Genomic DNA, 23,534 nt, shown 5'->3' on the forward strand with positions numbered 1-23,534 from the left:
ATTAAATTGTATTTGTGAGTATAAGCTAGTCTCTTTCTATTCCTTTTCGGCCTAAACAATTTATGCCATTGTTAAACATACAATAAAAAGTCGAGAAACAACCTTATATAAGTATTCCCGTTTCTTTCATTTTTACACAAAAAAGAAAAAAAGTTCATAAAAATATACCTCTAATAAAGCAACTCAAACATCTTTCAGAAAAAACAATGCTTATAATTGAATTTTTGTAACTTAAACTGTAAACAACTTTAAAGAGAAAAATAAATATAATCATTAAAAGGGGAACACTTCATGAAAAATGAAACAACTTTAGCAGCACATGATACAAGAAAACGTATCTTCGCCATCATATCCAGCGCATCAGGGAATCTGGTAGAATGGTATGATTTTTATGCTTACTCATTTACGTCGATTTATTTTGCATCACAATTTTTTCCCTCAGATAATGATACCGTTACACAACTGTTAAAAGTCGCCGGAATCTTTTTTATTGGTTTTCTTATGCGTCCAATTGGAGCATGGCTTTTCGGCTTTATTGCTGACCGTTATGGACGCAAACGCTCAATGCTTATTTCGGTTTTTATGATGTGTTGTGGCTCACTCCTTATTGCCATACTACCCACCTACGAAACTTTGGGAATAACAGCCGCATTCCTTTTACTCTTAATCCGCATGTTTCAAGGACTTTCAGTTGGCGGTGAATATGGCACAACAGCAACCTATATGAGTGAAGTTGCTCTCAAAAATCGTCGCGGGCTCCTTGCTTCCTTCCAATATGCAACAACAATCTCAGGGCAACTTCTTGCCAGCTTTATTATATTTTCTTTATCACTTTATCTCACTGAAGATCAGTTAAAAGCATGGGGATGGCGTATTCCCTTTGTGATTGGTGGAGTAGCAGCAATAATTGCATTTTATCTGCGTCGTTCGCTTCATGAAACAGCCACCAAAGAAAGCCGTTCTCACCAACATGCTGGTAGTATAAAAGAGCTTTTACGCAACCACAAAAAAGCTTTCTTCTTGGTTATTGGCTTTACCGCGGGAGGTTCGCTCACATTTTACACATACACCACTTACATGCAAAAATATCTGATCACAACCACCGGATTTGATAAACACACTGCAACAACGATAATGACTGTGGCACTTTTTATTTTTGTGTTACTCCAACCCCTCTTTGGTTCTCTCGCTGATAAAATTGGAGCAAGAGCTTCACTCATCAGTTGGAGTACCTTATCAATTATTTGCACAATTCCCGTGCTTAAAACAATTGGCAATGCTCACAATCCATGGATTGCACTCTTAATCATCATTGGAATGCTTTGTATTATGAGTCTTTATACCTCTATTGCTGGAATCATAAAGGCAGAACTGTTTCCTGCTTCAATCCGAGCAATTGGCGTTGGATTTGCTTTTGCCATTGGTAATGCACTGTTTGGTGGTTCAGCTGAATATGTAGCATTTTGGCTAAAAAGTATGGAACATGAAGCTGTCTTCTCTTTTTATATTATTGGTATGATGATCATTGCACTCATTTCAATTCTCTTAATGCCAGATATAGACAAAGGGGGGTATCTTAAAGAGGATGAGATTCTTTAAGTTTTCTACGCGCAATAAAAAAGCCCAAACACAATTGGGCTTTTTTATAATGAATCTGCAAATATCCAATAAAAACAGCAAATAATATAAAATCTTTCACTTCTTATAGCTCATCCTACAGAAAAAACACTCCTCTCACCTATAAGATGAAAAATATTTTATAAATCTCTGTATTGGTTATATTTTACAAAATACCTTTTATTATTTAACAAAGAAATAATAAAAAATTATACAGTTTTTCTGCACCCTCTAACGTTCTATTGGAAAGTTTTAGAACAGCGATTTCAGCACTCTTTTTACAAACATTTCATTTTCACCAACATTCTACTCTACTTGAAGCTATTTTTCAACACACGTCTCTTTTAGGTTCGGCGTGGCGCTCTCCTCCCCCACAAGATAAAATCCTTAAAAGGCGCAAGCTCACAACCCCAACAAGCCCTCTAAAAGAGTTTTCATAAAAAATTATCATTATAACCAATTGAATTTTGATGATACAATCGTGAAAAAATTTAAAACGAAAAATATAAACTATAAATCTAAAAAGGGGAGCACTTCATGAAAAATGAAACAACTTTAATACAACATAGTGCAAGAAAGCGTATTTTTGCTATTATATCCAGTGCATCGGGAAATCTGGTAGAATGGTATGATTTTTATATTTATTCATTTGCGTCGATTTACTTTGCACCACAATTTTTTCCTTCAGATGGAGATGTTGTTACCCAATTTTTAAAAACAGCAGGAATCTTCTTTATTGGTTTTCTTATGCGCCCAATTGGCAGTTGGCTCTTTGGTTTTATTGCTGATCGTTATGGACGCAAAAACTCAATGCTTATCTCTATTCTTATGATGTGTGGAGGGTCTTTTCTCATTGCCATACTTCCCACTTATGAAACTTTAGGAATAACTGCCGCAATTCTTCTGCTCCTCATTCGAATGATGCAAGGACTTTCAGCAGGTGGTGAATATGGTACAGCAGCAACTTATATCAGCGAAATTTCCCTTAAAAATCATCGTGGGCTCTTTGCTTCTTTCCAATCTGGCACGCTTATTACTGGTCAACTTTTAGCCAGTTTTATTATCTTTGTTTTGGCACTTTATCTAACGGAAGACCAATTAAGAACATGGGGCTGGCGTATTCCTTTTGCGATTGGTGGACTAGCAGCAGTAGTTGCACTTTATCTACGCCGTTCACTTCATGAAACAACTACAAAAGAAAGTCGTTCTAGGAAACAAACGGGAAGTCTTAAAGAACTTCTAAGCAAACACAAAAAAGCTTTTTTTGTCATTGTTATTTTCGCCTCTGGAGGCTCTCTGACATTTTATACCTGTACAACTTATATGCAAAAATATCTCATCACAACCACCGGATTTGATAAACATACCGCAACAACGATAATGACTGCTGCACTTTTTATTTTCATTCTGCTCCAACCCATATTTGGTATCCTAGCAGATAAAATTGGGACAAAAAATTTACTTATCCTTTGGAGTGGACTCTCTACTCTTTTTACGATTCCTGGACTTCTCATAATCGGTCACACGCATAATCCATGGATTGCGCTGTCAACCATTCTTGGAATACTGTGTATTATGAGCATGTATACATCCATCTCTGGTGTTGTAAAATCAGCAATGTTTCCTTCTTCAGTACGTGCACTAGGAGTTGGTCTCTCTCATGCTATTGGTAATGCATTACTTGGTGGTTCTGCCGAATATGTAGCACTTGGATTAAAAAATATGGGGCATGAATCATTCTTTTACTTTTACGTAATCGTTGTGATGATCTTTGCATTCATTGCCACTCTCTTTATACCAGATATGAGCAAAGGAGGATATCTTCAAGAAGGTGAAACAAACTAACCCCTCTCTGCAAAACAAAAAGCCCAAAGAATTTTGGGCTTTTTTTATAATTATCGAGCAAAATTTAGTTTCAAATTGTTTAAATTTTATCCAACGCGTTTAGTTGTTTGGCGACTAAATAATAAAAAGTCATACGGCTTTTTCTACGATCTCCAGACATTATTTCTGCAACTTTCGTAACAGCTGTTTTAGCACTTTTCTCATCCACTCCCAACACATCTTTAACCCATTTTTCAACACGCTCTAACTCTTTTGGATCAGATGTCGCAACGAGCGAAGCATCCTGCTTTTTCATCACTAAAGCTAAACGATGGCTAAGTCGTTCTATTGCAGATTCATCCGGATTTTGGTCATATAATTTAATATCGGCTAGATCATTTATCATTCTTTGCCAGCTCCTCTCCAAGAATTGGCGGCTGCATTTTACAACCGCACCATATGCTTCATAAATAATTAGAGGATTTAAAATATTAACAACCCCCCTTTTCTAAAGAGCTTTCTTCATCTATATTGAAGGGGCTGGCTTACCAGCTATGGTAATAAATGGACAATGAAATAAACTCATTGGACCCGGGGGCGGTACCCGGCGCCTCCACCAAAATATAAAAAAATTATATTTTGGTGGGGGCGAAATAGGATCGACAAGAGCGTAAAGATTGCTCTTTTACTCGGCATAGTACCACCGTTATCGGACTAAATGAGTAGTTGCAAATGACAACTATGCGGAAGCACGTCTCGCCGCTTAAGGTGGTGTGAATGTTTCAAATTAAGTCTTAAACCGTCGCAGGTTTAAGCGGGGTTCGAAGGCACCTGGCAACAGAAGCCTTCACTTTTATAAATGTTCTTGATTGATTTTTCAGGCACTCTTTATCATAAAATTTCTTATTATTTTTTTAGTTGATTTAAATGCATAGTAGGTAAAATATTACTAGCTTAAAAAGATATTCTATTGCACAATATTACGCACACTCATCTGCCATGTGAAATAAAAGGAATAAACTTCGATGGTTCAAGATCAAATCCGTTACGATATTCTCGTTCAGGATGCACTTCGCGGGGTTATCCGTAAAGTTTTATTAGAAGTTGCCAAAGCAGGTCTTCCAGGAAATCACCATTTTTTTATTACTTTTCTAACAACTGCTCCAGGTGTTAAAATCTCTTCTCGACTTAAAAATCGTTACCCTGAACAAATGACCATCGTATTACAACATCAGTTCAGAGATTTAAGTGTTTTGGAAACGGCTTTCGAAGTAACGCTCTCTTTCCAAGAAATCACTGAAAAATTAGTAATTCCTTTTACGTCTATCCAAGTATTTTATGATCCTATAGCATCATTTGAAGCAGCGTTTGATCTTCCCTCAAACCTTACCTCTGGAGAAGATAAAAATTTAGAAAATACTCCAACTTCACCTATCATGCTATCGGACAACTCCAAAAAAGAAAATACGCTTCCCAAAAAACAAAATCTTAGTACGAATAAAGACTCCTCAAACAATGATACCAAACAAAGTGCTGATGTTGTTTCTTTAGACTCTTTTCGAAAAAAATAAATAAACTCCTTGATGACTAAACTTATTAATCTTCGTCAATTTCGAAAACAGAAAAAACGTGTAGAAAAAGCTGTTTTTGCAGAAGAGAATCGTTATCGTTTTGGACGAACAAAAGCTGAAAAAAAATTCGAGCAAAAAGAATCTTTAAAAACGCAGAAGTTTCTTGAACAAAATCGTTTATGGTGCGACGAACAAGAGTAAAAACAATGCACGAAGATAATTCCATCGATTGGTCAAAAGTGGGTTTGCGGAAAATATCTGTTCGAATTAATGGACACGCAACAAGTGTGTCTTTAGAACAACCATTTTTAGACATTCTAAAAACCATAGCACACAAAAAGGGTCAATCTTTAGCCTTTATTATCACTGATATTGATAGAAAAAGGCCTCAACAAGTGAATCTTTCGGCTTCATTGCGCCTTTATGCACTTCAAAGTGTTCTTACTCAGCGTTTATAATATTTTTTATAATCTTCATTCCCTTAATTCAAACAAAGACATTGCAGCTTTTTTAAAGAAAACTTTTTTAGACCTAGCACTTAGATGCAAAAAAGACTACACAAAAGATATAATGAATAATTTTCTTGATCACATACCTTTTTTTGAAGAAGATGGCTCTCTACCCTCCAATGAAAAGAGCTCTGGAGTCCCTATTCACATTGGAAGAATAAAAGAAAAAACGCAATGTAATGCCGATTATTTAGAACAACTCAATCCAGAACAGCGACAAGCCGTCATGAATACAGAAGGACCTCTTTTGGTTCTTGCGGGTGCTGGTACGGGAAAAACACGCGTTTTAACGACCCGCATTTCTCATATTTTGCACTCCGGTCTAGCCTCTCCTAAGCAGATACTTGCTGTAACTTTCACCAACAAAGCAGCACGCGAAATGAAAATGCGTATTGGTGCATTTATTGGTGAAATTGTTGAAGGCATGCCTTGGCTTGGAACTTTTCATTCCACCGGTGCAAAAATTTTGCGCCGCCATGCAGAACTTGTTGATTTAAAAAGCAACTTTACAATTCTTGATAGCGATGATGTCCTTCGACTTTTAAAACAGCTTATTCAAGCTGAAGGATTGGACGACAAACGTTGGCCCGCACGAAGTTTTGCAATGATGATTGATTCTTGGAAAAATCAAGGACTTTCACCAGAACGCATTTCAGAAAGTGATGCCCATTCCTTTGGAAACGGCATGGGACGTAAACTTTACCGCAGCTATCAGGAGAGATTAAAAACTCTTAATGCTTGTGATTTCGGTGATCTTCTGCTTCATTCAATTTCTATCTTTCAACATAATCCAGATATTCTTCGCGAATATCACTCTAAATTTCGTTATATTCTTGTAGATGAATATCAAGATACCAATACAGCACAATATCTTTGGCTTCGCCTTTTAGCACAACAATCCAAAGGACAACATGTAAACCTTTGTTGTGTTGGTGATGATGACCAATCTATTTACGGGTGGCGCGGTGCTCAAGTCGATAATATATTGCGTTTTGAAAAAGATTTTCCTCCTGCAAAAATTATTCGTTTAGAATGCAATTATCGCTCAACATCACACATTCTCAAAACGGCTTCTCATCTCATTTCTCATAACCAAGAAAGGCTCAGAAAAACACTTTTTTCTCATCAAATAAAGACTGAAGAAGAAAAAGTAAAAATTCATGCTGCATGGGATTCAGGAGAGGAAGCACGGGCAATTGGAGAAGAAATTGAACGCGCCCAACAAAATGGTCATTCATTAAATCATATGGCTATATTAGTGCGTGCATCATTCCAGATGCGTGAATTTGAAGATCGTTTTGTAACGCTTGGTCTTAACTACCGCGTCATTGGTGGCCCACGCTTTTATGAACGAATGGAAATACGTGATGCCATGGCTTATTTACGCGTTGTTGTCCAACCAGCAGATGACTTAGCTTTTGAACGCATTATCAACACACCTAAACGCGGCTTAGGAGATGCAACCCTACGCACCCTTTATGAGAGTGCTCGTGCACGCACTATTCCTCTTTTTTCTGCTGCAGCTGCAATCATTGAAACGGACGAACTAAAACCCAAAGCACGCAGTGCTTTGCGAAGCATTATTGAAGACTTTCGTCGCTGGCAAAATATGCTGCCATACACCCCCCACAGAGAACTTGCTGAAACAATTCTTGAAGATTCAGGCTACACAGCTATGTGGCAAGAAGATCGCTCACCAGAAGCACCAACACGGCTAGAAAATCTCAAAGAAATGATCCGCTCTATGGAACAATTTGAAAGCCTTCACAGCTTTTTAGAACATGTTGCCCTCGTGATGGATGCTGAAAATAATGAAAACACCGATGCAGTCAACATTATGACACTTCATTCTGCAAAAGGGCTTGAATTTGAAACCGTTTTTCTGCCAGGTTGGGAAGAAGGACTCTTTCCCCACCAGCGCTCATTGGATGAAGGTGGTCGTTTAGGATTAGAAGAAGAACGGCGACTCGCTTATGTAGGTCTGACAAGAGCAAAAAAACATTTGCATATATGGTTTGTCTCTAATCGAAAAGTTCATGGTCTTTGGCAACCTGCACTTCCCTCCCGTTTCCTAGATGAATTACCAGCAGAACACATAGAAGTTGTAGAAATGGGAACATCTTATGGCGGTTATGGAAAATCCTCTTTTAAAGATCATAATTCCTTTTACAATGATTATGCTCCATTAAGACAAAAGCGTATACAAAAGAACATTGAAGGAAAAGTCATCGTTCAACCCGTTGCTGAAACTCCTTCAAACTTTTCAATCAATGATCGGATTTTTCATATAAAGTTTGGTTATGGTCGTATCACAGCAATAGATGACCATAAATTAACCATTATGTTTGAAAAAGCCGGAGAAAAGCGTGTACTCGACAATTTTGTAAGCAAGGCTTAATGAAACATAATAAAATCATCTTTCCCAACAAAGTACCCTTTTTCATTTTATCTTGAACCTTACTTCCATTTTTCAATAAAAACCTCGATGGGAAGGTTTTGCATATCGGGTAATGCATTGTAAATTTTATCAAGGGGCCAATTCCACCAAGCCATTTCCAAAAGTGCCTGAATGACATTATCAGAAAAACGCATACGCAACCGCTTTGCAGGAACGCCAGTAACAATCGTATAAGGTAAAATATCTTTTGTGACAACAGCGTTAGCACCAATGATAGCACCATGTTCAATTGTTACCCCAGGCATAATAACCGCACCATATCCAATCCATACATCATGCCCAATGCTAACACGTTTTGCACAACGTCTTTCACGAAAGGAACTCTCCAACGGCATATAGCGGAAATATTCATTAGGACGATATGTTACTTTATGCGTGGAAAGGCGTTCTATGGGATGCTCTAGTGCATTGATACAGACATGAGATGCAATAGAACAAAAACGCCCAATATCGCTATAAATAGCTTCACTGTTACGCTCAAAATAAGAAAAATCTCCAACGCTTACATCTCGCAAAACGACCCTCTCATTGATTTCTACATAGCGTCCCAATTTACAACCATGCAGCCGTGCTGTGGTGTGAATACGAGGCTCGCTCTTATGGAATCGAAGATCTGTCTCAATATCCATTTCTCTTTCACCAATTGTTTGTCCGTAAATAACATGAAAAAACATACCGACAAACAAAACAAAATCAACCATGAAACAGAGATTGCAAAGTTAATCAGCCAATGTTACAATTTTTTTAATCCACCTAAGAAAGTCAGACTATGAAAAATGTAATACGCATCTTCGGGCTAACAATCATATTTCTTGCAGGCATTTTTATTTACGATGCGTTGAGAAATAAACCCTTGGGGGATGATTTTATACTCACTGATTCCAATGGAAAAACGATCACTGAAGTTGATATTCGAAGCCAGCCTTCAATTATCTTTTTTGGTTTCACCATGTGCCCTGAAAGCTGCCCTACCACATTGATCAATCTTGATCGATGGCTAACCGCCCTTGGCCCAAAAGCTGATAAATTAGGAATATGGTTTGTTACTGTTGACCCTGAACGTGACACACCAGAAGTCCTTCATAATTACCTCAGTAATTTTAACAATAAAATTATTGGTATTAGTGGAGATCCTGAAAAAGTTCATAAAATGGTGGATTCTTTTAATATCGTTGCTGAAAAAGTACCAGGAACAGATGGAAACTACACTTATAACCACACAGCAGCGATTTTTTTACTAAAAAAAGGCGGAAAGCTTGCTGGCGTTATTCCTTATGACACCAAAGAAAGCGATCCTGAAATAAAAGACAATATCGCTATTGAACAGTTAAAAAAACTCGTCTCAAACTAAATAAAAGCCGACTCAAAGAAAGAACAGAATGTCACAGCAAATTCGTCTGTATTATACTGCTTCTAAAAATGAAGCAGAGCGGTCCTACACATTTATGGAAAGAGCCTTTGAAGACGAAGGATATCCTCTCGCTCTTACCGAGATCGATGAAAAAAATGCTGTATATGAACTCTCTCTTTATGTAGATAAAGAAAGCTTAGAGAATGCTTCCAAACAATTTGCGAACATTCTTTCTATAGATCCTGAAAAAATTAACCGTGAAATTTTGCCCAATATTGACTGGGTTAAACAAAGCCTTGAAGGACTAACACCTGTGCATGCTGGCCCTTTTTTTGTACATGGAAGCCATAACCGAAACGATATTCCAGCTCATGTTTTGCCTATTGAAATTGAAGCTAATCAAGCTTTTGGTACCGGACATCATGGAACAACAGCTGGTTGTTTGGAAATGATTGCCAAAGTGATGCAACACGAAAATCCCAAAAATGTTCTTGATCTTGGTACTGGTAGCGGTGTACTCGCCATCGGCATTGCAATGCTCAAACCTGTTTGCGTACTTGCATCTGATATTGATCCCATTGCGATTCAAGTCGCACAGCACAATATCGAACTCAATGGCGTAAAGGAATATATTACAGCTGTTACAGCAACGGGTTTTTCCCATGATAAAATTGCATCACAAGCCCCCTTTGATCTTATCGTTGCCAATATCCTTGCTAATCCGCTTATTGAACTTGCACAAGAAATGGTAAAAGCACTCCAAAAAGGTGGATCACTGATACTGTCTGGAATTCTTGAAGAACAACACGCCCATGTGTTGGAAGCCTATATAAAGCAGGGTTTAAAACATATTGAAACATACCACCGTCAAGGATGGGTTACGATACATCTGAAATAAATGAAAAGGACGTTGTTATGTATCAATCTTTTGAGGCAACAACAAATCCAGCCCACGCTGCAGAGCGCATTTCCTCTCTTCGTAAAGAACTTGATCGCCTCGGACTAGATGGCTTTCTTGTTCCGCGTAGCGATGAACATCAAGGAGAATATGTTCCCCCACATGCACAACGTCTTAGCTGGCTTACTGGCTTTACTGGTTCATCGGGGACTGCACTCATTTTAAAAAACAAAGCCATTATATTCACAGATGGGCGCTATACACTCCAAGTCCGTCAACAAACTGATCCGCACATTTTTGACTATGAAGACCTCGTAACTTGCTCCCCCTCACAATGGCTTGAAAAAAATGGGCAAAAACTTTCTATTGGCTTTGATCCATGGCTCCACACCATCACTGCCACCGATACATTGAGAAACGCATTAGAAACTAAAGCAGGTGGAAAACTTGTCGCAGTTCAACAAAATCTCATTGACCTTATCTGGCATGATCAACCACAATTGCCACAATCTGCTCTATCAATTCATCCTCTCAAATATGCAGGATGCGATACAAATGAAAAGCTAACCTTCATTCAGCAAAATATCAAGCAAGCCAATGCAGATGCTTTTATTTTCACAGACCCCTCCTCTATTGCATGGACATTCAATATACGTGGCAATGATGTGTCCAATACACCTTTTGTCCTCTGCTTTGCTCTCATTCCTATCGAAGAAACACCTATTTTGTTTCTTAACAGCAAAAAAATGGGTATAGAGCAGAAACAATATCTAGAGCGCTATGCAAAATTATATGAACCAGAACAACTTATTGCAAAAATAAAAGATTATATTCAAAAAGGGACAGTTTTTGCTTTAGATCCACGGCTAACATGCGAAAAATTACGCACCGTTATTGAACAACAAGGGGGGTCTTTCCTTACGCTTACGGATCCCGCTGCTCTACCACGTGCCATTAAAAATAGCACAGAACTAAAGGGGGCACGTAAAGCGCACTTGCGTGATGGTGTAGCTCTTACTCGTTTTTTTTCTTGGTTAGATAAACAAACACCAGGCACAATGAGTGAAATTTCTGCTGCTCAAAAATTAGAAGAATTTCGCAGAATAACAGCAAAGGAAATGGGAGAAAAACTTGAAGATCTCTCTTTTGATACAATCTCAGCAGTAGGGGCAAATGGTGCTATTGTCCATTATCGTGTAACAACCCAAACAAATAAAAAGCTCAATGCTGGTGAACTTTATCTTATTGATTCAGGTGGACAATATCGTGATGGCACAACAGATGTTACACGCACAGTAGCAATTGGCAACATTGGAGAAGAAGAAAAACGTTGTTTCACTCTTGTTCTCAAAGGCATGATTGCACTTTCAACTGCATGCTTTCCAAAAGGAACACGCGGACAAGATCTTGATAGTCTCGCACGTATCGCCTTATGGAAAGCAGGTTTTGATTATGCCCATGGCACTGGTCATGGAGTTGGATCTTATCTTTCTGTTCATGAAGGACCACAAAATATTTCGCGCAATGGGTCCGAAGAATTACTCCCCGGAATGATTATTTCTAATGAACCTGGATATTACCGTGAAGGCGTTTTTGGTATTCGTATTGAAAATTTACTCATTGTAAAACCAGCACAAAAAATGAATGGTGGAGAGATAGAAATGCTCTCGTTTGAAACACTTACAAATTGTCCCATTGATCGGCGCTTAATTCTTCCAGAGCTTTTGACACGAGAAGAACGGCAATGGCTTAATGATTACCATGCACATGTTTATCAGGTTAACGCGCCTTATTTAAATGAAGAAGATAAAAAATGGGCAAAAGAAGCAACAATGCCTCTTTAAATGAAGAAGCACAAACATCTTCTTCCTCTTCTTACAGAACACTGTACCTTTTCTTTATGAAAGAATAACCTGTATGCTGTCAGGAAATACAAAAAATATTTCTCTAAAATACTTCAAGTGTTTTCGCTAGTAATGCTAACTTAGGTGAAATAACGGGGAATACACTTGCAAGTGGGAGTGCTTTAACACCTATCCTCGACCACCTCAAGATGATTACATCCTTCCTTTTCCTTAGAAATTTTTATTATATCATCGCCCTGAAGAACAATGTTTTAACAGCACTAAAGAGAACGATAAAGATGCATGAATTCTCATCATACTTGAAGCATCCCTTTCCTAAACATAATGTCCTTCAATCAACTGCAACCAAGTCTCTTCATCTATAGCTTCAACCCCTAATTCTTGCGCCTTGGCTAACTTCGATCCTGCGCCAGCTCCAACAACAAGAAGATCGGTTTTTTTAGAAAGTGAACCAGAGGTCTTTGCACCTAATCGTTCTGCTAATGCTTTTGCTTCATCGCGTGACATGCGTGCCAAAGTTCCTGTAAAAACGATAACCTTTCCTGCTATTGGAGAAGAATCTGTCATAATAGGTTCCTCATCCAGAGGTGTTACTTCCTCTAGCAAGACAGACAAAACCTCACGATTATGCGCTTCTTGATAAAAATCAATAATTGCACTTCCTACCTGTGGTCCAATTCCTTCGATATTGGTAAGCTCCATCCAAGCTTCATTGCCTTTTTCATTTTTCTGATCACATGGTATAAGTGCTGCCATCACCGCAGATTCGAAAGCTGTATAGTTTTGGTAAGCACGTGCAAGACGCCGTGCATTCACCTCTCCCACATGGCGAATTCCTAGCGCAAACAAAAAACGACTTAAAGGAATTTCACGGCGTGCATTAATAGCATCATAAAGTTTACGAACTGAAACAGCACCAAAACCTTCCATATTTTCTAAACGCGTCAAAGATTTTTCTTGCCGTCGCTGTAAAGTGAAAATATCAGCAGGTGTATGAATAGAAAACGTCTCATCTTGAACATGAAAAAAGAACTCCACCTGCTTTTTCCCAAGCCCCTCAATATCAAAGGCATTACGCGAAACAAAATGACGAATACGCTCAATTGCTTGTGCTGGGCAAATAAGCCCACCTGTGCATCGACGCACAGCCTCACCCTCTTCACGAACAGCATGGCTCCCACAAGCTGGACATAAGTGAGGAAAAACAAAAGCAGAAGCATTTTTTGGGCGCTTTTCAGCAATAATGTCAACAATCTGAGGGATCACATCACCAGCACGCTGTACAACCACTGTATCGCCGACACGGATATCACGCCCTTCACGAAGTGGCTCTCCTTTATGGCCAATTCCCTTAATATAATCCTCATTATGCAAACTTGCATTAGTCACCACCACACCACCAACAGTAATAGGTGCAAGACGCGCAACAGGCGTTAATGCTCCAGTTCGACCCACTTGAATATCAATGCCTTCTAAAAGCGTCATAGCCTTTTCTGCTGGAAATTTATGCGCAATTGCCCAACGTGGTGAACGGGAAACAAACCCCAAACGCATCTGGAGCATTAAATCATTAACCTTATAAACAATCCCATCTATATCATAACTTAAGGAATGACGGCATTCCTCGATATCATGATAATATGAAATTATCTCTTCTACTGTCTTAAAAACTTTTGTTAATGGGTTGATGACAAAGCCATATTCTTTTAACTTTTTCATCATCTCCATTTGGCTTTCTGCAAACATTTCACTCACTTCACCACAAGCATAAGCGAAAAATTGTAGCTTTCTGCTAGCAGTTATCCGTGAATCAAGCTGACGTAGCGAACCTGCAGCCGCATTCCTAGGATTAGCAAAAATTAACTTGCCTTTCTCCTGTTGACTCCTATTAAGTTCTTGGAAATCTTCCTGCCCCATATAAACTTCACCGCGAACCTCAAGAATATCAGGAAATTTACCCTGCAAAACCTGCGGAATATCAGAAATGGTCCGTGCATTCACTGTAACATTCTCACCCACATATCCATCACCACGCGTTGCAGCACACACAAGTCTTCCTTTTTCATAGCGTAAAGAGAGAGATAAACCATCAATCTTCGGCTCAGCAGTTATTTCTAACGCTTGTGTTGCTGGAAGCCGTAAAAAACGACGAATACGCTCAACAAATTCATGCACATCTTCAGAGCTAAATGCATTATCAAGTGAAAGCATTGCCTGTGTATGAACGGATTTTTCAAACTTCTCAGAAACGGGTGCTCCAATTTTATATGAAGGAGAATCCGAACGAATAAGCTCCGGAAAAAGGGATTCAATTTCTGCATTACGGCGACGAAGAGCATCATATTCTGCATCAGAAATTTCAGGCTGATCCTCACTATTATAAAGCACATCATGACGTGCAATCTCTTTTGCCAACCACTCTAATTCACTTGCTGCTTCAAGAGCAGTGAGGTTTTTCATTGCGTCCTTGTTCATAAAATCTATTCCAAATTATGGGCCATAGCCATAAGGTTCTCAACTCTTCTGCAAAATAGAACCTCAATGAACACATGTGCGTCAATTCTATCTATGTGAGAAGCTTTTGAGCAGCTGCACGCGCCTCTTGAGTAATCTGTTCTCCTGCTAACATGCGGGCAATTTCTTCTGCACGCTCATGCTCCTCCATTTTATGCACCCCTGTCATAAAACGCCCTTTATCATTACTTTCAACCTTTGAAATAAGAAAATGACTATGCGCTTTGGAGGCTACCTGTGGCGCATGTGTAATAGCAAAAACCTGCACAGTTTTTGATAAACGCTGTAATCGTTGTCCAATGGCAGCGGCAACAGCTCCCCCAACCCCCGTATCAATTTCATCAAAAATCAATGTGGGAGCTGATCCACGATCAGACAAAACAACTTTTAACGCTAATAAAAAACGAGACAGTTCACCACCGGAAGCCACACTAAGCATTGGTCCTGCTCGTGTTCCAGGATTTGTCCGAACCCAATATTCAATACGATCTATCCCTTCTGCACTTCGTTTTTCAGCATCACTTTGTATTTCAACAAGAAACTCTGCTTTTTCCAATTTTAATGCCGGCAATTCAGCCATAACACTTTCAGACAAATACTTTGCTGCTTCTCGACGCTTTACAGACAATGTTTGTGCTAATATATCGTAATTTTTTTGTGCTTCCCGTGCCTCATGCTCTAAACGCGTTAATGTAGCTTGCGCCTCCTCAAAATCAGCAAGCTCCGCATCCATTTTATCATGCAACGAAACCAATTCATCCACAGGAACCTGATATTTACGAGAAAAACCACGAAGAGCGAAAAGACGCTCTTCTATCCGTTCTAATTCACCGCTATCAAAATCTAACGCTCGCATTGCAGCCTCGATCCCTTCTTGCGCTGTTGCAAGTGCATGTAATGCTTCATCAATAGATTTCACCACAGGTGTAATGAGCTCTTGCGCTTCAGGGATTTTCCGCTCCAAACGCCTTACCAAATTAGAAAGGACAGGAATTGGTGATTTAGAACCACTCAAGAGGTCATCAGCCTCCTTAATATCTGTCGCTATTTTCTCTAATTTAAGCATATCCGCACGACGAAGAGATAAAGCCTCTTCTTCACCAACTTGAAAATCAAGTTTTTCAAGTTCTTCCACACACGCACGAAGATAATCAGCCTCACGCACTGCATTTTCTACTTTACTACGCTGTTGTTGCAAACGCTCTTCAAATTCACGCCATACCCGATAAGATTGGCGTAAATTTTCTGCTTCATCTTCAAGCCCTCCAAAAGCATCTAATAACTGGCGATGTGTTGCCACATCAACAAGAGCACGATCATCATGTTGTCCGTGGATTTCAACCAACAGACGACCAACACACCGCATAAAGGCTACACTCGCAACCTGATCATTGATAAAAACACGACTACGACCATCACTTGATTGCACACGTCGCAAAATAATATCACCCTCATCATCAAAACCATTGTCACGGAGAAAATGGCGTGCAGGGTGTGCAACAGGAACATCAAAGACAGCCGTCACCTGCCCTTGTGCTGAACCATGACGCACAAGCGAAGCGTCACCACGCCCACCAAGAGCAAGCGACAAAGCATCAAGGAGAATAGACTTCCCAGCACCCGTTTCTCCAGTCAAAACCGATAAACCCGCTGTGAAATGAATATCAAGCGTTTCGATCAAAACAATATTATGAATCGAAAGCTGTATCAGCATGTAAAATCAACGTGCCTTATTCTCACCACCACTTAAAGCATGAGAAATCCAAGAAGATTTATGCTCCTGTGGAGATATGCTATTCTTTTGCAATAAATTATAAGAAAACTGATACCACTCACTTTTAGGATAATTCCGTCCCAAAATAGCTGCTGCTGTTTGTGCTTCTGCAGTTAGTCCAAGAGCAAGATTAACTTCCGTCAAGCGAAAAAGCGCTTCTTCAATTTGATTTGTATCGGAATATTCTTCAACCACCGTACGAAATCTTCTACTTGCAGCAAGATAGCGCCGCCCTTCTTCATAATAACGGCCAACCTGCATTTCTTTACCAGCCAACTGCTCTCGACCAAAACGTATTTTCGCTTTAGCATCTTCAACATACTCAGAATGCGGATAGCGCTCTATAAGAAGCTGCATAGCAGCAATAGCACGTTTCGTATCGCGTTGATCTCGTGTAACATCTGCAATCCGACGGAAAGAAGAAAGCCCAATAATATAATAAGCATACGCAGAATCATCTGATCCTGGATAAAGAGTAATATAGCGCTGAGCCATGCTAATCGAATCATCATACTTACCAAGTCGATAATTTGTAAAAGCACCCATCACTAAGGATTTACGTCCCCAGTCAGTATAAGCATACTGTTTTTCAATCGTAAGGAACTTTTTCGATGCATCCCCAAGTCGTCCACTATTAAGGCTCGCAAGTGCCTGATTATATAAAACATTAGGTGGATCCATTTTTAAAACATATGCAGAAGGATCAAGGGTATTCTTTTCTTTAAATAAACAACCTGCTAATATGCAAGTGCTCCCCAAAAGCATAACCCCCAATACCTTGCGTACAATATTAGATTTTCTATATGCCAAATTTTCAATACATCTATAAGATCTTATCATAGTTTTCCCGGCCTCCAGAGAATATCACCTTGTAGCAAAAGTTATTTATTAAAAATTTTTATACCATATCACTTTAAAATCCACTAACCAATTTAGTGGCTTAGGTCAATCATCCCCTTAAAAATCAAATCAACCATAAGAAAATCTTTTCAATCTTTCTCTCACGTCACCTATAAGTAACTTTCTTCGTAACACGATTCGTCTGCCAAAACAGCTTTTACCAATTGCGAATTAATCCTATGCCCACTACAATAGGAGCGAAATAATCCAATAAAAGGTGCTCCAAGTAAAGCAGTGTCACCAATCGCATCAAGCATTTTATGTCGCACACATTCATTCTTCCAATAAGTCCCCTCTGGATTCATGATTTTATCATCAAGGCCGATAACAAGAGAGTTTTCCAAAGAAGCGCCTCTCCCTTTTCCAGAAGCCCGTAATTTTTCCACGTCTTTGACAAAACCAAAAGTGCGCGCACGGGATAAATCATCTCGAAATCCCTTTGTCGTAAGATCAAAAATGAAGTGTTGCTTACCAATAGCAGAAGAAGGAAAAGAAATCGTAATATCAAAACGACGCCCATTAAACGGTAGAAACTCTGCAACACCACTCTCAACTTCAACGCGCAGTGGCTTTTTTATAATGAAATAGGAACGCAACGCATTCTGCTGTACAATGCCAACTTCTTCAAAAGCTTGACAATACTGCCATGCAGAACCATCCAAAATAGGTATTTCATGACTTAACACTTCGATAATAAGATTATCCAAATTATACGCAGCAATTGCAGCCATCAAATGTTCGATTGTTTCAATTCTGTATTCTCCATGCCCAAGCACTGTTGATAATTGAGTCGCTCCCGTTTGCGATGCATGCGCTTGAAATATTTGATCTTTTTCTCCCAACCCACAACGCTTAAAAACAATACCACATCCCGCCTCAGCCGGCTGAATCTTCACCACAGATAGACACCCACTGTGAACACCATAACCCTTAAATGTCACAGCTTTTTTAAGGGTAGATTGATATTTTTGCACAAAATTCATCACATCACTACATTGAATTGCTTTTATACTTTTTAAAAACAGTTATAAAACCATAAAAATGATATGCATAGTAAATAATAAACCCGCTTATAAGAAGCGGGTTTATAAAAAACAAAATATTTCCCTCAAAAACACAGTATATCTGGCAACACAAAGCTTTTTTACCATAGACAAAGAGATTAGGATTCTTCCCTTTCCTCACTTTTTGCCAATTAATTGGCCTGACGACGCAAAAATGCTGGTATTTCTAACTGATCTTCTTCACTTATGAAATTACGCTGATCTTGTGGTACATGGGGGTGTAACGCACCAGAACGACGTGGAACATAAACAGATGCATCCTGAGAGAGTGCCTGAGAACTTTTATTATAAACCGATGCTTCTTTCTGCTGAGAAGATCTCACTGCAGGCTCTAAGCGAGCTTCTGGTTCAACTTCCTCACGATGTGTCAAGCTCTGTTTCAAACGCTGCCAAAGATTACGAGGACCTTGGACAGCTGCTGGTGCCCTCTCACGCTGTGCATGAACAACAGGAGGAAAGTCTTTTAACTCAGGCATACGCATTGGTGAACGTACTTGCATCTGTTGTACCTGTTTTTCTTTCTGTTTTACAGCTTCTGTCATCTCATCAAGAACATGCGCAGTTGCTTCCATGCTTACTGGTGCAATCATAGATTGCGGAGAACCACGGCCAACGTGCATCCGTGGCGCATTTGACATCTGCCCATGCACAACACCTGCCCCATAAGGAGCAGTATTCGCATTTCGTGCAACAACAGTATCGGTAGGTTGTGCAAAAATTTGACTTTTAGGACGGAACTGTTCTCCAGCTGTTTTTTCCTTTTCTATTTCAAGTGCTTCTATCACTTCTACCATTGTCTCAGAACGCAAAGGGGGTGACTGAACATGCAAAGAAGTTTGCGGCACAGCAGGATCGCTCTTGCGCATGGAAGGTGCAGGTTTCTGAAATTGAGGATGAGAAGGTTGAACAATCTCACTCACCTCACGATCAATACCCGTTGCAACCACGGAGACACGAATAACACCCTCTAGTGATTCATCATCAATAGCCCCAAAGATAACATTGGCATCCGCATCCACTTCTTCACGAATACGATTAGCAGCTTCATCGACTTCAAAGAGAGTCATATCACGCCCCCCCGTAATAGAAATGAGTAAGCCACGCGCACCACGCATAGAGGTATCATCCAACAATGGATTTGCAATAGCAGCTTCAGCAGCAGCCAAAGCACGCCCATCACCAGAAGCCTCACCTGTTCCCATCATTGCACGGCCCATTTCATGCATAACAGAACGAACATCAGCAAAATCAAGGTTAATGAGGCCTTCTTTAATCATAAGATCCGTAATGGAGGCAACACCAGAATAAAGCACTTGATCAGCCATTGCAAAAGCATCAGCAAATGTTGTTTTTTCATCCGCAATACGAAAAAGATTCTGATTGGGAATAACAATCAATGTATCGACAGACTTTTGCAATTCTTCAATACCAGCCTCTGCCGTTTTCATACGGCGTGCACCTTCAAACTGAAATGGCTTTGTCACAACCCCAACGGTCAAAATACCTTTTTCACGTGCTGCGCGCGCTACAACGGGCGCCGCCCCAGTTCCAGTACCGCCTCCCATACCAGCAGTAATAAAAACCATATGAGAATCTGCTAGATGGTCAATAATTTCATCAATACATTCCTCTGCCGCTGCTTGCCCAACTTCCGGTAGAGCACCAGCCCCTAAACCTTCCGTAACGGCTGCACCAAGCTGGATAACACGCTCAGCTTTTGACATAGCCAAAGCTTGTGCATCCGTATTTGCCACAACAAAATCAACTCCCTGAAGACCAGCATTAATCATATTATTCACGGCATTTCCACCACCACCGCCAACACCAAAAACAGTAATGCGTGGTTTTAACTCCGCGATATCTGGCCGATGCAGATTAATCGTCATTTCCTTTTCCTTCTCATAAAACATCGCAAGCCCAAGCGATAAAATTCAACTTACCTCAATAAACTTATTTAAAAACTCTCACGCAACCACTGACCAACACGCTGAAAACACCCGCGCGTGCCCGTCGATAAATGTTTTACTGCACCCTGCATTGTTTTTTCTTCAAAACCCACCAATTGCGGATAAATTAACAATCCAACAGCAGATGTAAACGCCGCCCCTTTTGCAAGAGAAGGAAGCCTTGAGATACCTAAAGGTCTTCCTATGCGAACATTTCTTCCCAAAATACGCCGTGCCATTTCTGGCAATCCTGTTAACTGGCTTGCTCCTCCAGTCAAAATAACACGTTTACCAATAATGTGACAAAAACCAGAACGATTTAAACAATCACGCACCATCTCTAAGATTTCTTCAACACGTGCGCGAATGATACGACCAAGAACAGCACGAGGATATTGCGTTTCACGCTGTCCACTCCCAATTTCTGCCACATTAATCATATGTCGCTCATCAGCACTTGTCTGAAGTGCTGAACCATAGACCACCTTTAAACGTTCTGCCTCTGTAAGTGACATAGAAAATCCACGCGCAATATCAAGCGTCACGTGATGTCCACCAACTGCAAGAGCATCCGCATGAACAAATTTCCCCTCAAAAAACACTGAAAATGTCGTTGTCCCACCACCGAAATCAATACATGCCGCCCCTAAATGCGCCTCATCATTCATCAAAACAGCAAGACCACTCGCAAAAGGAGTTACAACCATTGCTTCAACACTCAAATGTGCACGATTAATGCACGTTTCTAAATTACGCAAAGACGCTGTTTCCGCGGATACCACATGCACATCCACACCAAAATACTCCCCTGCCATGCCAACAGGATCAGAAATTCCTTTATCTCCATCCAATACATAAGAAACCGGAACTGAATGCATGACATGACGCTCAGCATCAAAAGCTTTGCGAGAAACATCTGAAAATGCCATACGCACATCACGACGTGTTATTTCACGGCCATCCAAACGAACCATGCCATTAATAAGAGCGCTTTGTAATCGGCTTGAAGAAAAGTTTACAATTACCGAATCCACCACCAAACCAGCCATTTTTTCTGCCGCATCAACAGCCAAGCGTATTGATTGCTCTGCTTCAAACATATCCATGACAACACCAGATTTGATACCGCGCGAGCGCTGTACTCCAAAGCCTAGGATCTCGATAGAATGTGTACGGCTATGTAAATAATGCGTATGTTTCAAAGGACGCAAACAAGCAATAAAACAGACAATCTTACTTGAACCGACATCAAGAACCGTTAAAAAACGTGGTTTACGTCCTCCCATATAAGGTGATCCGAGCAACATCATAGGCTTCCTGCCTTTCGTGCTTTTAAAATGCGTTCTTCTTCTGCCACAACAGCAGCACGACGTTCTAATGCCTCATCCGACAAAGAAACTGTAACACGATCAGAAAGACGCAAATCAAGACTGAGAATATCGCGAGAAAAAAGACCTTGTGCTGCCTCTGTCTTAAGAAGAGAAGAAAGTCTTTCAAGTGCGTTCTTTTCAGGTAGCATAACGCGCACACCATTCTCCAAGACCAGATCCCAACGCCTTTCACCTACACGCACAAAAGCGCGAACACGACTGTACAACTGCGAATAGACCGAAAGCTCTTGAAGAAACATTTTAGCCGCATTTTGCGCCCCCTTCCCAACGACAAGAGGCAACCCACGAACAATTCCTCCTTTAAAGGGCAAAATGACACGACCTGTATCATCGATAATATCCATCACGCCATCATGTTGCCAAATTGCATAAGGTTTACGCTCTACAACTGAAATACGTACTCTGTTGGGATAAATTTTTTGAATATTAGCTGATTGAATCCAAGCTTGCTGTTCTAAAAGAAAACGCGCCCTATCAACATCAAAAGTAAATATAGACTGAGCAGTATCAAGTCCTAAAATTTTTAAAATTTCCTGTTTCACTAGGCGTTTATTGCCATTTATATCAACATCAGTAATCACAAAACCAGTATCTTCTATGACAGCCTTCACAATCATTCCCATATGTCCACTTGATGAAAGCCCATAAAGCACTGTAAAAAAGAAAAACAATAAAACTGCAAAAGATCCCAAATGGCGAGGAACATGGATACCGGCTATAAACTCAAACATAAACCGGAGCACACGACGATAAAGACGTGGCAAAACTGACACGAACAACACCTCCATCAAAACATTTGTTTTATGAACATTCAACGCATACACGACGCGTCCTCCACCATCCACTGTACAATACCGCCATAAGTACGACCACTCGCTTTTGCAATATCAGGAAAAAGAGACGTTGATGTCATACCGGGCTGGGTATTAATTTCAAGCCAAACCAATTCTCCCGTTTCCTCATTAAAACGAAAATCAGAACGGCTAACACCTCGACAACCTATCGCCTGATGTGCAGCTAATGACATTCTTTGCACCTTTTGGTAAATATTTGATGAAAGTTGTGCAGGACAAATGTGAAGAGAGCCACCCGTTTTATATTTTGAATCATAATTATAGAATTGAAAATGCTGATCAGGGAGAATTTCACAAACGTCTAGCACCTCATTTCCCAAAACCGCACAAGTAAGTTCACGACCAGGAATATATTTTTCAACGATCACCTCATCCGCGTAACCCCATTCAGTCCCCACAACATAATGAGGCGGCGCAGATTCATTTTCTTTGACAATCATGACACCAAAACTGGACCCTTCACACACAGGCTTAATGACATAAGGAGGCTCCATGGGATGTATTCTTCCAATAGCAAAGCGACTCATAACACAAGAAGGCGCAACAGAAACTCCAACGCTCGCAACAACAATTTTTGCACGCCCCTTATCCATCGCCAATGCTGATGCCATTACTCCAGAATGGGTATAAGGAATTTTTAAATATTCAAGAATACCCTGAATACGACCATCTTCCCCAAAGGGGCCATGCAATGCATTGAAAGCAATATCAGGTTGCAATTGTTCAAGAACAGAAGCGATATGCCCATCAACATCCACGCGGCTTACACGATACCCCTGCGCTTCAAGAACATCAGCACAAGCAGCACCTGAAGATAAACTTACAGACCGTTCGGAGGAGAATCCTCCCATTAATACAGCTATATGTTCATCTTTCATAACAACTCACCCTCCTCTGTCTACTATATATAGACTACATAAAAACCACTCATACCATATAAAGAAAATACTAAGATTTATTCTTGCGAATCAATTACCTAGCATTTTTTGTAATGAATC

The 23,534-nt window shown here is 40.0% G+C and carries 19 protein-coding genes and 1 other RNA gene; 10 read left to right on the forward strand and 10 right to left on the reverse strand.

Annotation, left to right across the window (positions count from 1 at the left end; all coding sequences use genetic code 11):
* Positions 1-291 precede the first annotated feature (291 nt).
* Both NPX99_RS03235 and NPX99_RS03240 read left to right on the forward strand, forming a co-directional pair.
* Entirely contained in the window at positions 292-1,599 is a 1,308-nt protein-coding gene (locus NPX99_RS03235; RefSeq protein WP_269030386.1) for an MFS family transporter, read from the forward strand.
* A 555-nt stretch (positions 1,600-2,154) separates the two neighbouring features.
* On the forward strand, positions 2,155-3,462 hold the full coding sequence (locus NPX99_RS03240) for an MFS family transporter (RefSeq protein WP_269030388.1): 1,308 nt from the start codon (positions 2,155-2,157) through the stop codon (positions 3,460-3,462).
* A gap of 79 nt (positions 3,463-3,541) precedes the next feature.
* On the opposite strand, the gene NPX99_RS03245 is transcribed toward NPX99_RS03240, so the two are convergent.
* Complete coding sequence (locus NPX99_RS03245) at positions 3,542-3,847, reverse strand: DUF2853 family protein (protein WP_269030390.1); 306 nt, start codon at positions 3,845-3,847, stop codon at positions 3,542-3,544.
* Between the two features lie 94 nt (positions 3,848-3,941).
* Here NPX99_RS03245 and ssrA point away from each other — a divergent pair.
* The 5 genes from ssrA (at position 3,942) to NPX99_RS03270 (ending at position 7,919) form a co-directional block, all read left to right on the forward strand.
* Positions 3,942-4,293: a transfer-messenger RNA gene (ssrA, locus tag NPX99_RS03250) on the forward strand.
* 173 nt (positions 4,294-4,466) lie between these two features.
* Positions 4,467-5,012, forward strand: a complete 546-nt coding sequence (locus NPX99_RS03255) for an SspB family protein (protein WP_269030392.1) — start codon at positions 4,467-4,469, stop codon at positions 5,010-5,012.
* 12 nt (positions 5,013-5,024) lie between these two features.
* Entirely contained in the window at positions 5,025-5,213 is a 189-nt protein-coding gene (locus tag NPX99_RS03260; RefSeq protein ID WP_269030394.1) for a DUF4169 family protein, read from the forward strand.
* A gap of 5 nt (positions 5,214-5,218) precedes the next feature.
* A complete protein-coding gene (locus NPX99_RS03265; RefSeq protein ID WP_269030396.1) occupies positions 5,219-5,470 on the forward strand; it encodes a ribbon-helix-helix domain-containing protein in 252 nt (83 codons plus the stop codon).
* A 112-nt stretch (positions 5,471-5,582) separates the two neighbouring features.
* On the forward strand, positions 5,583-7,919 hold the full coding sequence (locus NPX99_RS03270; protein ID WP_269030398.1) for an ATP-dependent helicase: 2,337 nt from the start codon (positions 5,583-5,585) through the stop codon (positions 7,917-7,919).
* 59 nt (positions 7,920-7,978) lie between these two features.
* Here the strand turns inward: NPX99_RS03270 and NPX99_RS03275 are convergent, their stop codons facing one another.
* Positions 7,979-8,608: a DapH/DapD/GlmU-related protein gene (locus tag NPX99_RS03275; protein WP_269030578.1), complete on the reverse strand. Its 630-nt coding sequence runs from the start codon at positions 8,606-8,608 to the stop codon at positions 7,979-7,981.
* A gap of 140 nt (positions 8,609-8,748) precedes the next feature.
* Between NPX99_RS03275 and NPX99_RS03280 the strand changes: the two genes are divergently transcribed.
* The 3 genes from NPX99_RS03280 to NPX99_RS03290 are packed head-to-tail and all read left to right on the forward strand — an operon-like array spanning position 8,749 to position 12,072.
* Positions 8,749-9,330 carry an SCO family protein gene (locus tag NPX99_RS03280; RefSeq protein ID WP_269030400.1) on the forward strand — a complete coding sequence of 194 codons (582 nt, stop codon included), beginning with the start codon at positions 8,749-8,751 and terminating at the stop codon, positions 9,328-9,330.
* A 28-nt stretch (positions 9,331-9,358) separates the two neighbouring features.
* Positions 9,359-10,228, forward strand: a complete 870-nt coding sequence (locus tag NPX99_RS03285) for a 50S ribosomal protein L11 methyltransferase (RefSeq protein ID WP_269030402.1) — start codon at positions 9,359-9,361, stop codon at positions 10,226-10,228.
* 17 nt (positions 10,229-10,245) lie between these two features.
* Complete coding sequence (locus tag NPX99_RS03290; RefSeq protein WP_269030404.1) at positions 10,246-12,072, forward strand: aminopeptidase P family protein; 1,827 nt, start codon at positions 10,246-10,248, stop codon at positions 12,070-12,072.
* 336 nt (positions 12,073-12,408) lie between these two features.
* Here NPX99_RS03290 and ligA read toward each other — a convergent pair whose 3' ends face one another.
* The 8 genes from ligA to NPX99_RS03330 all read right to left on the reverse strand — a co-directional run bounded on the left by ligA (position 12,409) and on the right by NPX99_RS03330 (position 23,414).
* Complete coding sequence (gene ligA / locus NPX99_RS03295) at positions 12,409-14,568, reverse strand: NAD-dependent DNA ligase LigA (protein WP_269030405.1); 2,160 nt, start codon at positions 14,566-14,568, stop codon at positions 12,409-12,411.
* A 91-nt stretch (positions 14,569-14,659) separates the two neighbouring features.
* The gene (gene recN / locus NPX99_RS03300) at positions 14,660-16,321 is read right to left on the reverse strand and encodes a DNA repair protein RecN (RefSeq protein ID WP_269030406.1); all 1,662 of its coding nucleotides are present in this window, start codon (positions 16,319-16,321) and stop codon (positions 14,660-14,662) included.
* 6 nt (positions 16,322-16,327) lie between these two features.
* Entirely contained in the window at positions 16,328-17,221 is an 894-nt protein-coding gene (locus NPX99_RS03305; protein WP_269030408.1) for an outer membrane protein assembly factor BamD, read from the reverse strand.
* Positions 17,222-17,391: 170 nt separating this feature from the next.
* Positions 17,392-18,267 carry a UDP-3-O-acyl-N-acetylglucosamine deacetylase gene (gene lpxC / locus NPX99_RS03310; protein WP_269030410.1) on the reverse strand — a complete coding sequence of 292 codons (876 nt, stop codon included), beginning with the start codon at positions 18,265-18,267 and terminating at the stop codon, positions 17,392-17,394.
* A gap of 209 nt (positions 18,268-18,476) precedes the next feature.
* The gene (gene ftsZ / locus NPX99_RS03315) at positions 18,477-20,231 is read right to left on the reverse strand and encodes a cell division protein FtsZ (protein WP_269030412.1); all 1,755 of its coding nucleotides are present in this window, start codon (positions 20,229-20,231) and stop codon (positions 18,477-18,479) included.
* Positions 20,232-20,299: 68 nt separating this feature from the next.
* Positions 20,300-21,601, reverse strand: a complete 1,302-nt coding sequence (gene ftsA, locus NPX99_RS03320) for a cell division protein FtsA (protein ID WP_269030414.1) — start codon at positions 21,599-21,601, stop codon at positions 20,300-20,302.
* Positions 21,598-22,506 (reverse strand): cell division protein FtsQ/DivIB, encoded by a 909-nt coding sequence (locus NPX99_RS03325; protein ID WP_269030418.1) that lies wholly within the window; start codon positions 22,504-22,506, stop codon positions 21,598-21,600. Before NPX99_RS03325 ends, ftsA begins: the two co-directional genes overlap by 4 nt.
* Positions 22,494-23,414, reverse strand: a complete 921-nt coding sequence (locus NPX99_RS03330; RefSeq protein ID WP_269030421.1) for a D-alanine--D-alanine ligase — start codon at positions 23,412-23,414, stop codon at positions 22,494-22,496. The genes NPX99_RS03325 and NPX99_RS03330 overlap by 13 nt, the downstream gene beginning before the upstream one ends.
* Positions 23,415-23,534: the final 120 nt, after the last annotated feature.

Source organism: Bartonella sp. 220B (assembly GCF_026930205.1).
In the GTDB taxonomy this organism is placed as follows: domain Bacteria; phylum Pseudomonadota; class Alphaproteobacteria; order Rhizobiales; family Rhizobiaceae; genus Bartonella.

Bases quoted from the DNA above. Each gene is read 5' to 3' on its own strand.
- ftsA (WP_269030414.1), bottom strand. From the start codon at position 21,601: ATGATGTTGCTCGGATCACCTTATATGGGAGGACGTAAACCACGTTTT.
- NPX99_RS03290 (WP_269030404.1), top strand. From the start codon at position 10,246: ATGTATCAATCTTTTGAGGCAACAACAAATCCAGCCCACGCTGCAGAG.
- NPX99_RS03260 (WP_269030394.1), top strand. From the start codon at position 5,025: ATGACTAAACTTATTAATCTTCGTCAATTTCGAAAACAGAAAAAACGT.
- NPX99_RS03235 (WP_269030386.1), top strand. From the start codon at position 292: ATGAAAAATGAAACAACTTTAGCAGCACATGATACAAGAAAACGTATC.
- NPX99_RS03255 (WP_269030392.1), top strand. From the start codon at position 4,467: ATGGTTCAAGATCAAATCCGTTACGATATTCTCGTTCAGGATGCACTT.
- NPX99_RS03330 (WP_269030421.1), bottom strand. From the start codon at position 23,414: ATGAAAGATGAACATATAGCTGTATTAATGGGAGGATTCTCCTCCGAA.
- NPX99_RS03240 (WP_269030388.1), top strand. From the start codon at position 2,155: ATGAAAAATGAAACAACTTTAATACAACATAGTGCAAGAAAGCGTATT.
- NPX99_RS03275 (WP_269030578.1), bottom strand. From the start codon at position 8,608: ATGGATATTGAGACAGATCTTCGATTCCATAAGAGCGAGCCTCGTATT.
- NPX99_RS03285 (WP_269030402.1), top strand. From the start codon at position 9,359: ATGTCACAGCAAATTCGTCTGTATTATACTGCTTCTAAAAATGAAGCA.
- recN (WP_269030406.1), bottom strand. From the start codon at position 16,321: ATGCTGATACAGCTTTCGATTCATAATATTGTTTTGATCGAAACGCTT.
- NPX99_RS03305 (WP_269030408.1), bottom strand. From the start codon at position 17,221: ATGATAAGATCTTATAGATGTATTGAAAATTTGGCATATAGAAAATCT.
- NPX99_RS03245 (WP_269030390.1), bottom strand. From the start codon at position 3,847: ATGATAAATGATCTAGCCGATATTAAATTATATGACCAAAATCCGGAT.
- NPX99_RS03270 (WP_269030398.1), top strand. From the start codon at position 5,583: ATGAATAATTTTCTTGATCACATACCTTTTTTTGAAGAAGATGGCTCT.
- ftsZ (WP_269030412.1), bottom strand. From the start codon at position 20,231: ATGACGATTAATCTGCATCGGCCAGATATCGCGGAGTTAAAACCACGC.
- NPX99_RS03280 (WP_269030400.1), top strand. From the start codon at position 8,749: ATGAAAAATGTAATACGCATCTTCGGGCTAACAATCATATTTCTTGCA.
- NPX99_RS03265 (WP_269030396.1), top strand. From the start codon at position 5,219: ATGCACGAAGATAATTCCATCGATTGGTCAAAAGTGGGTTTGCGGAAA.
- ligA (WP_269030405.1), bottom strand. From the start codon at position 14,568: ATGAACAAGGACGCAATGAAAAACCTCACTGCTCTTGAAGCAGCAAGT.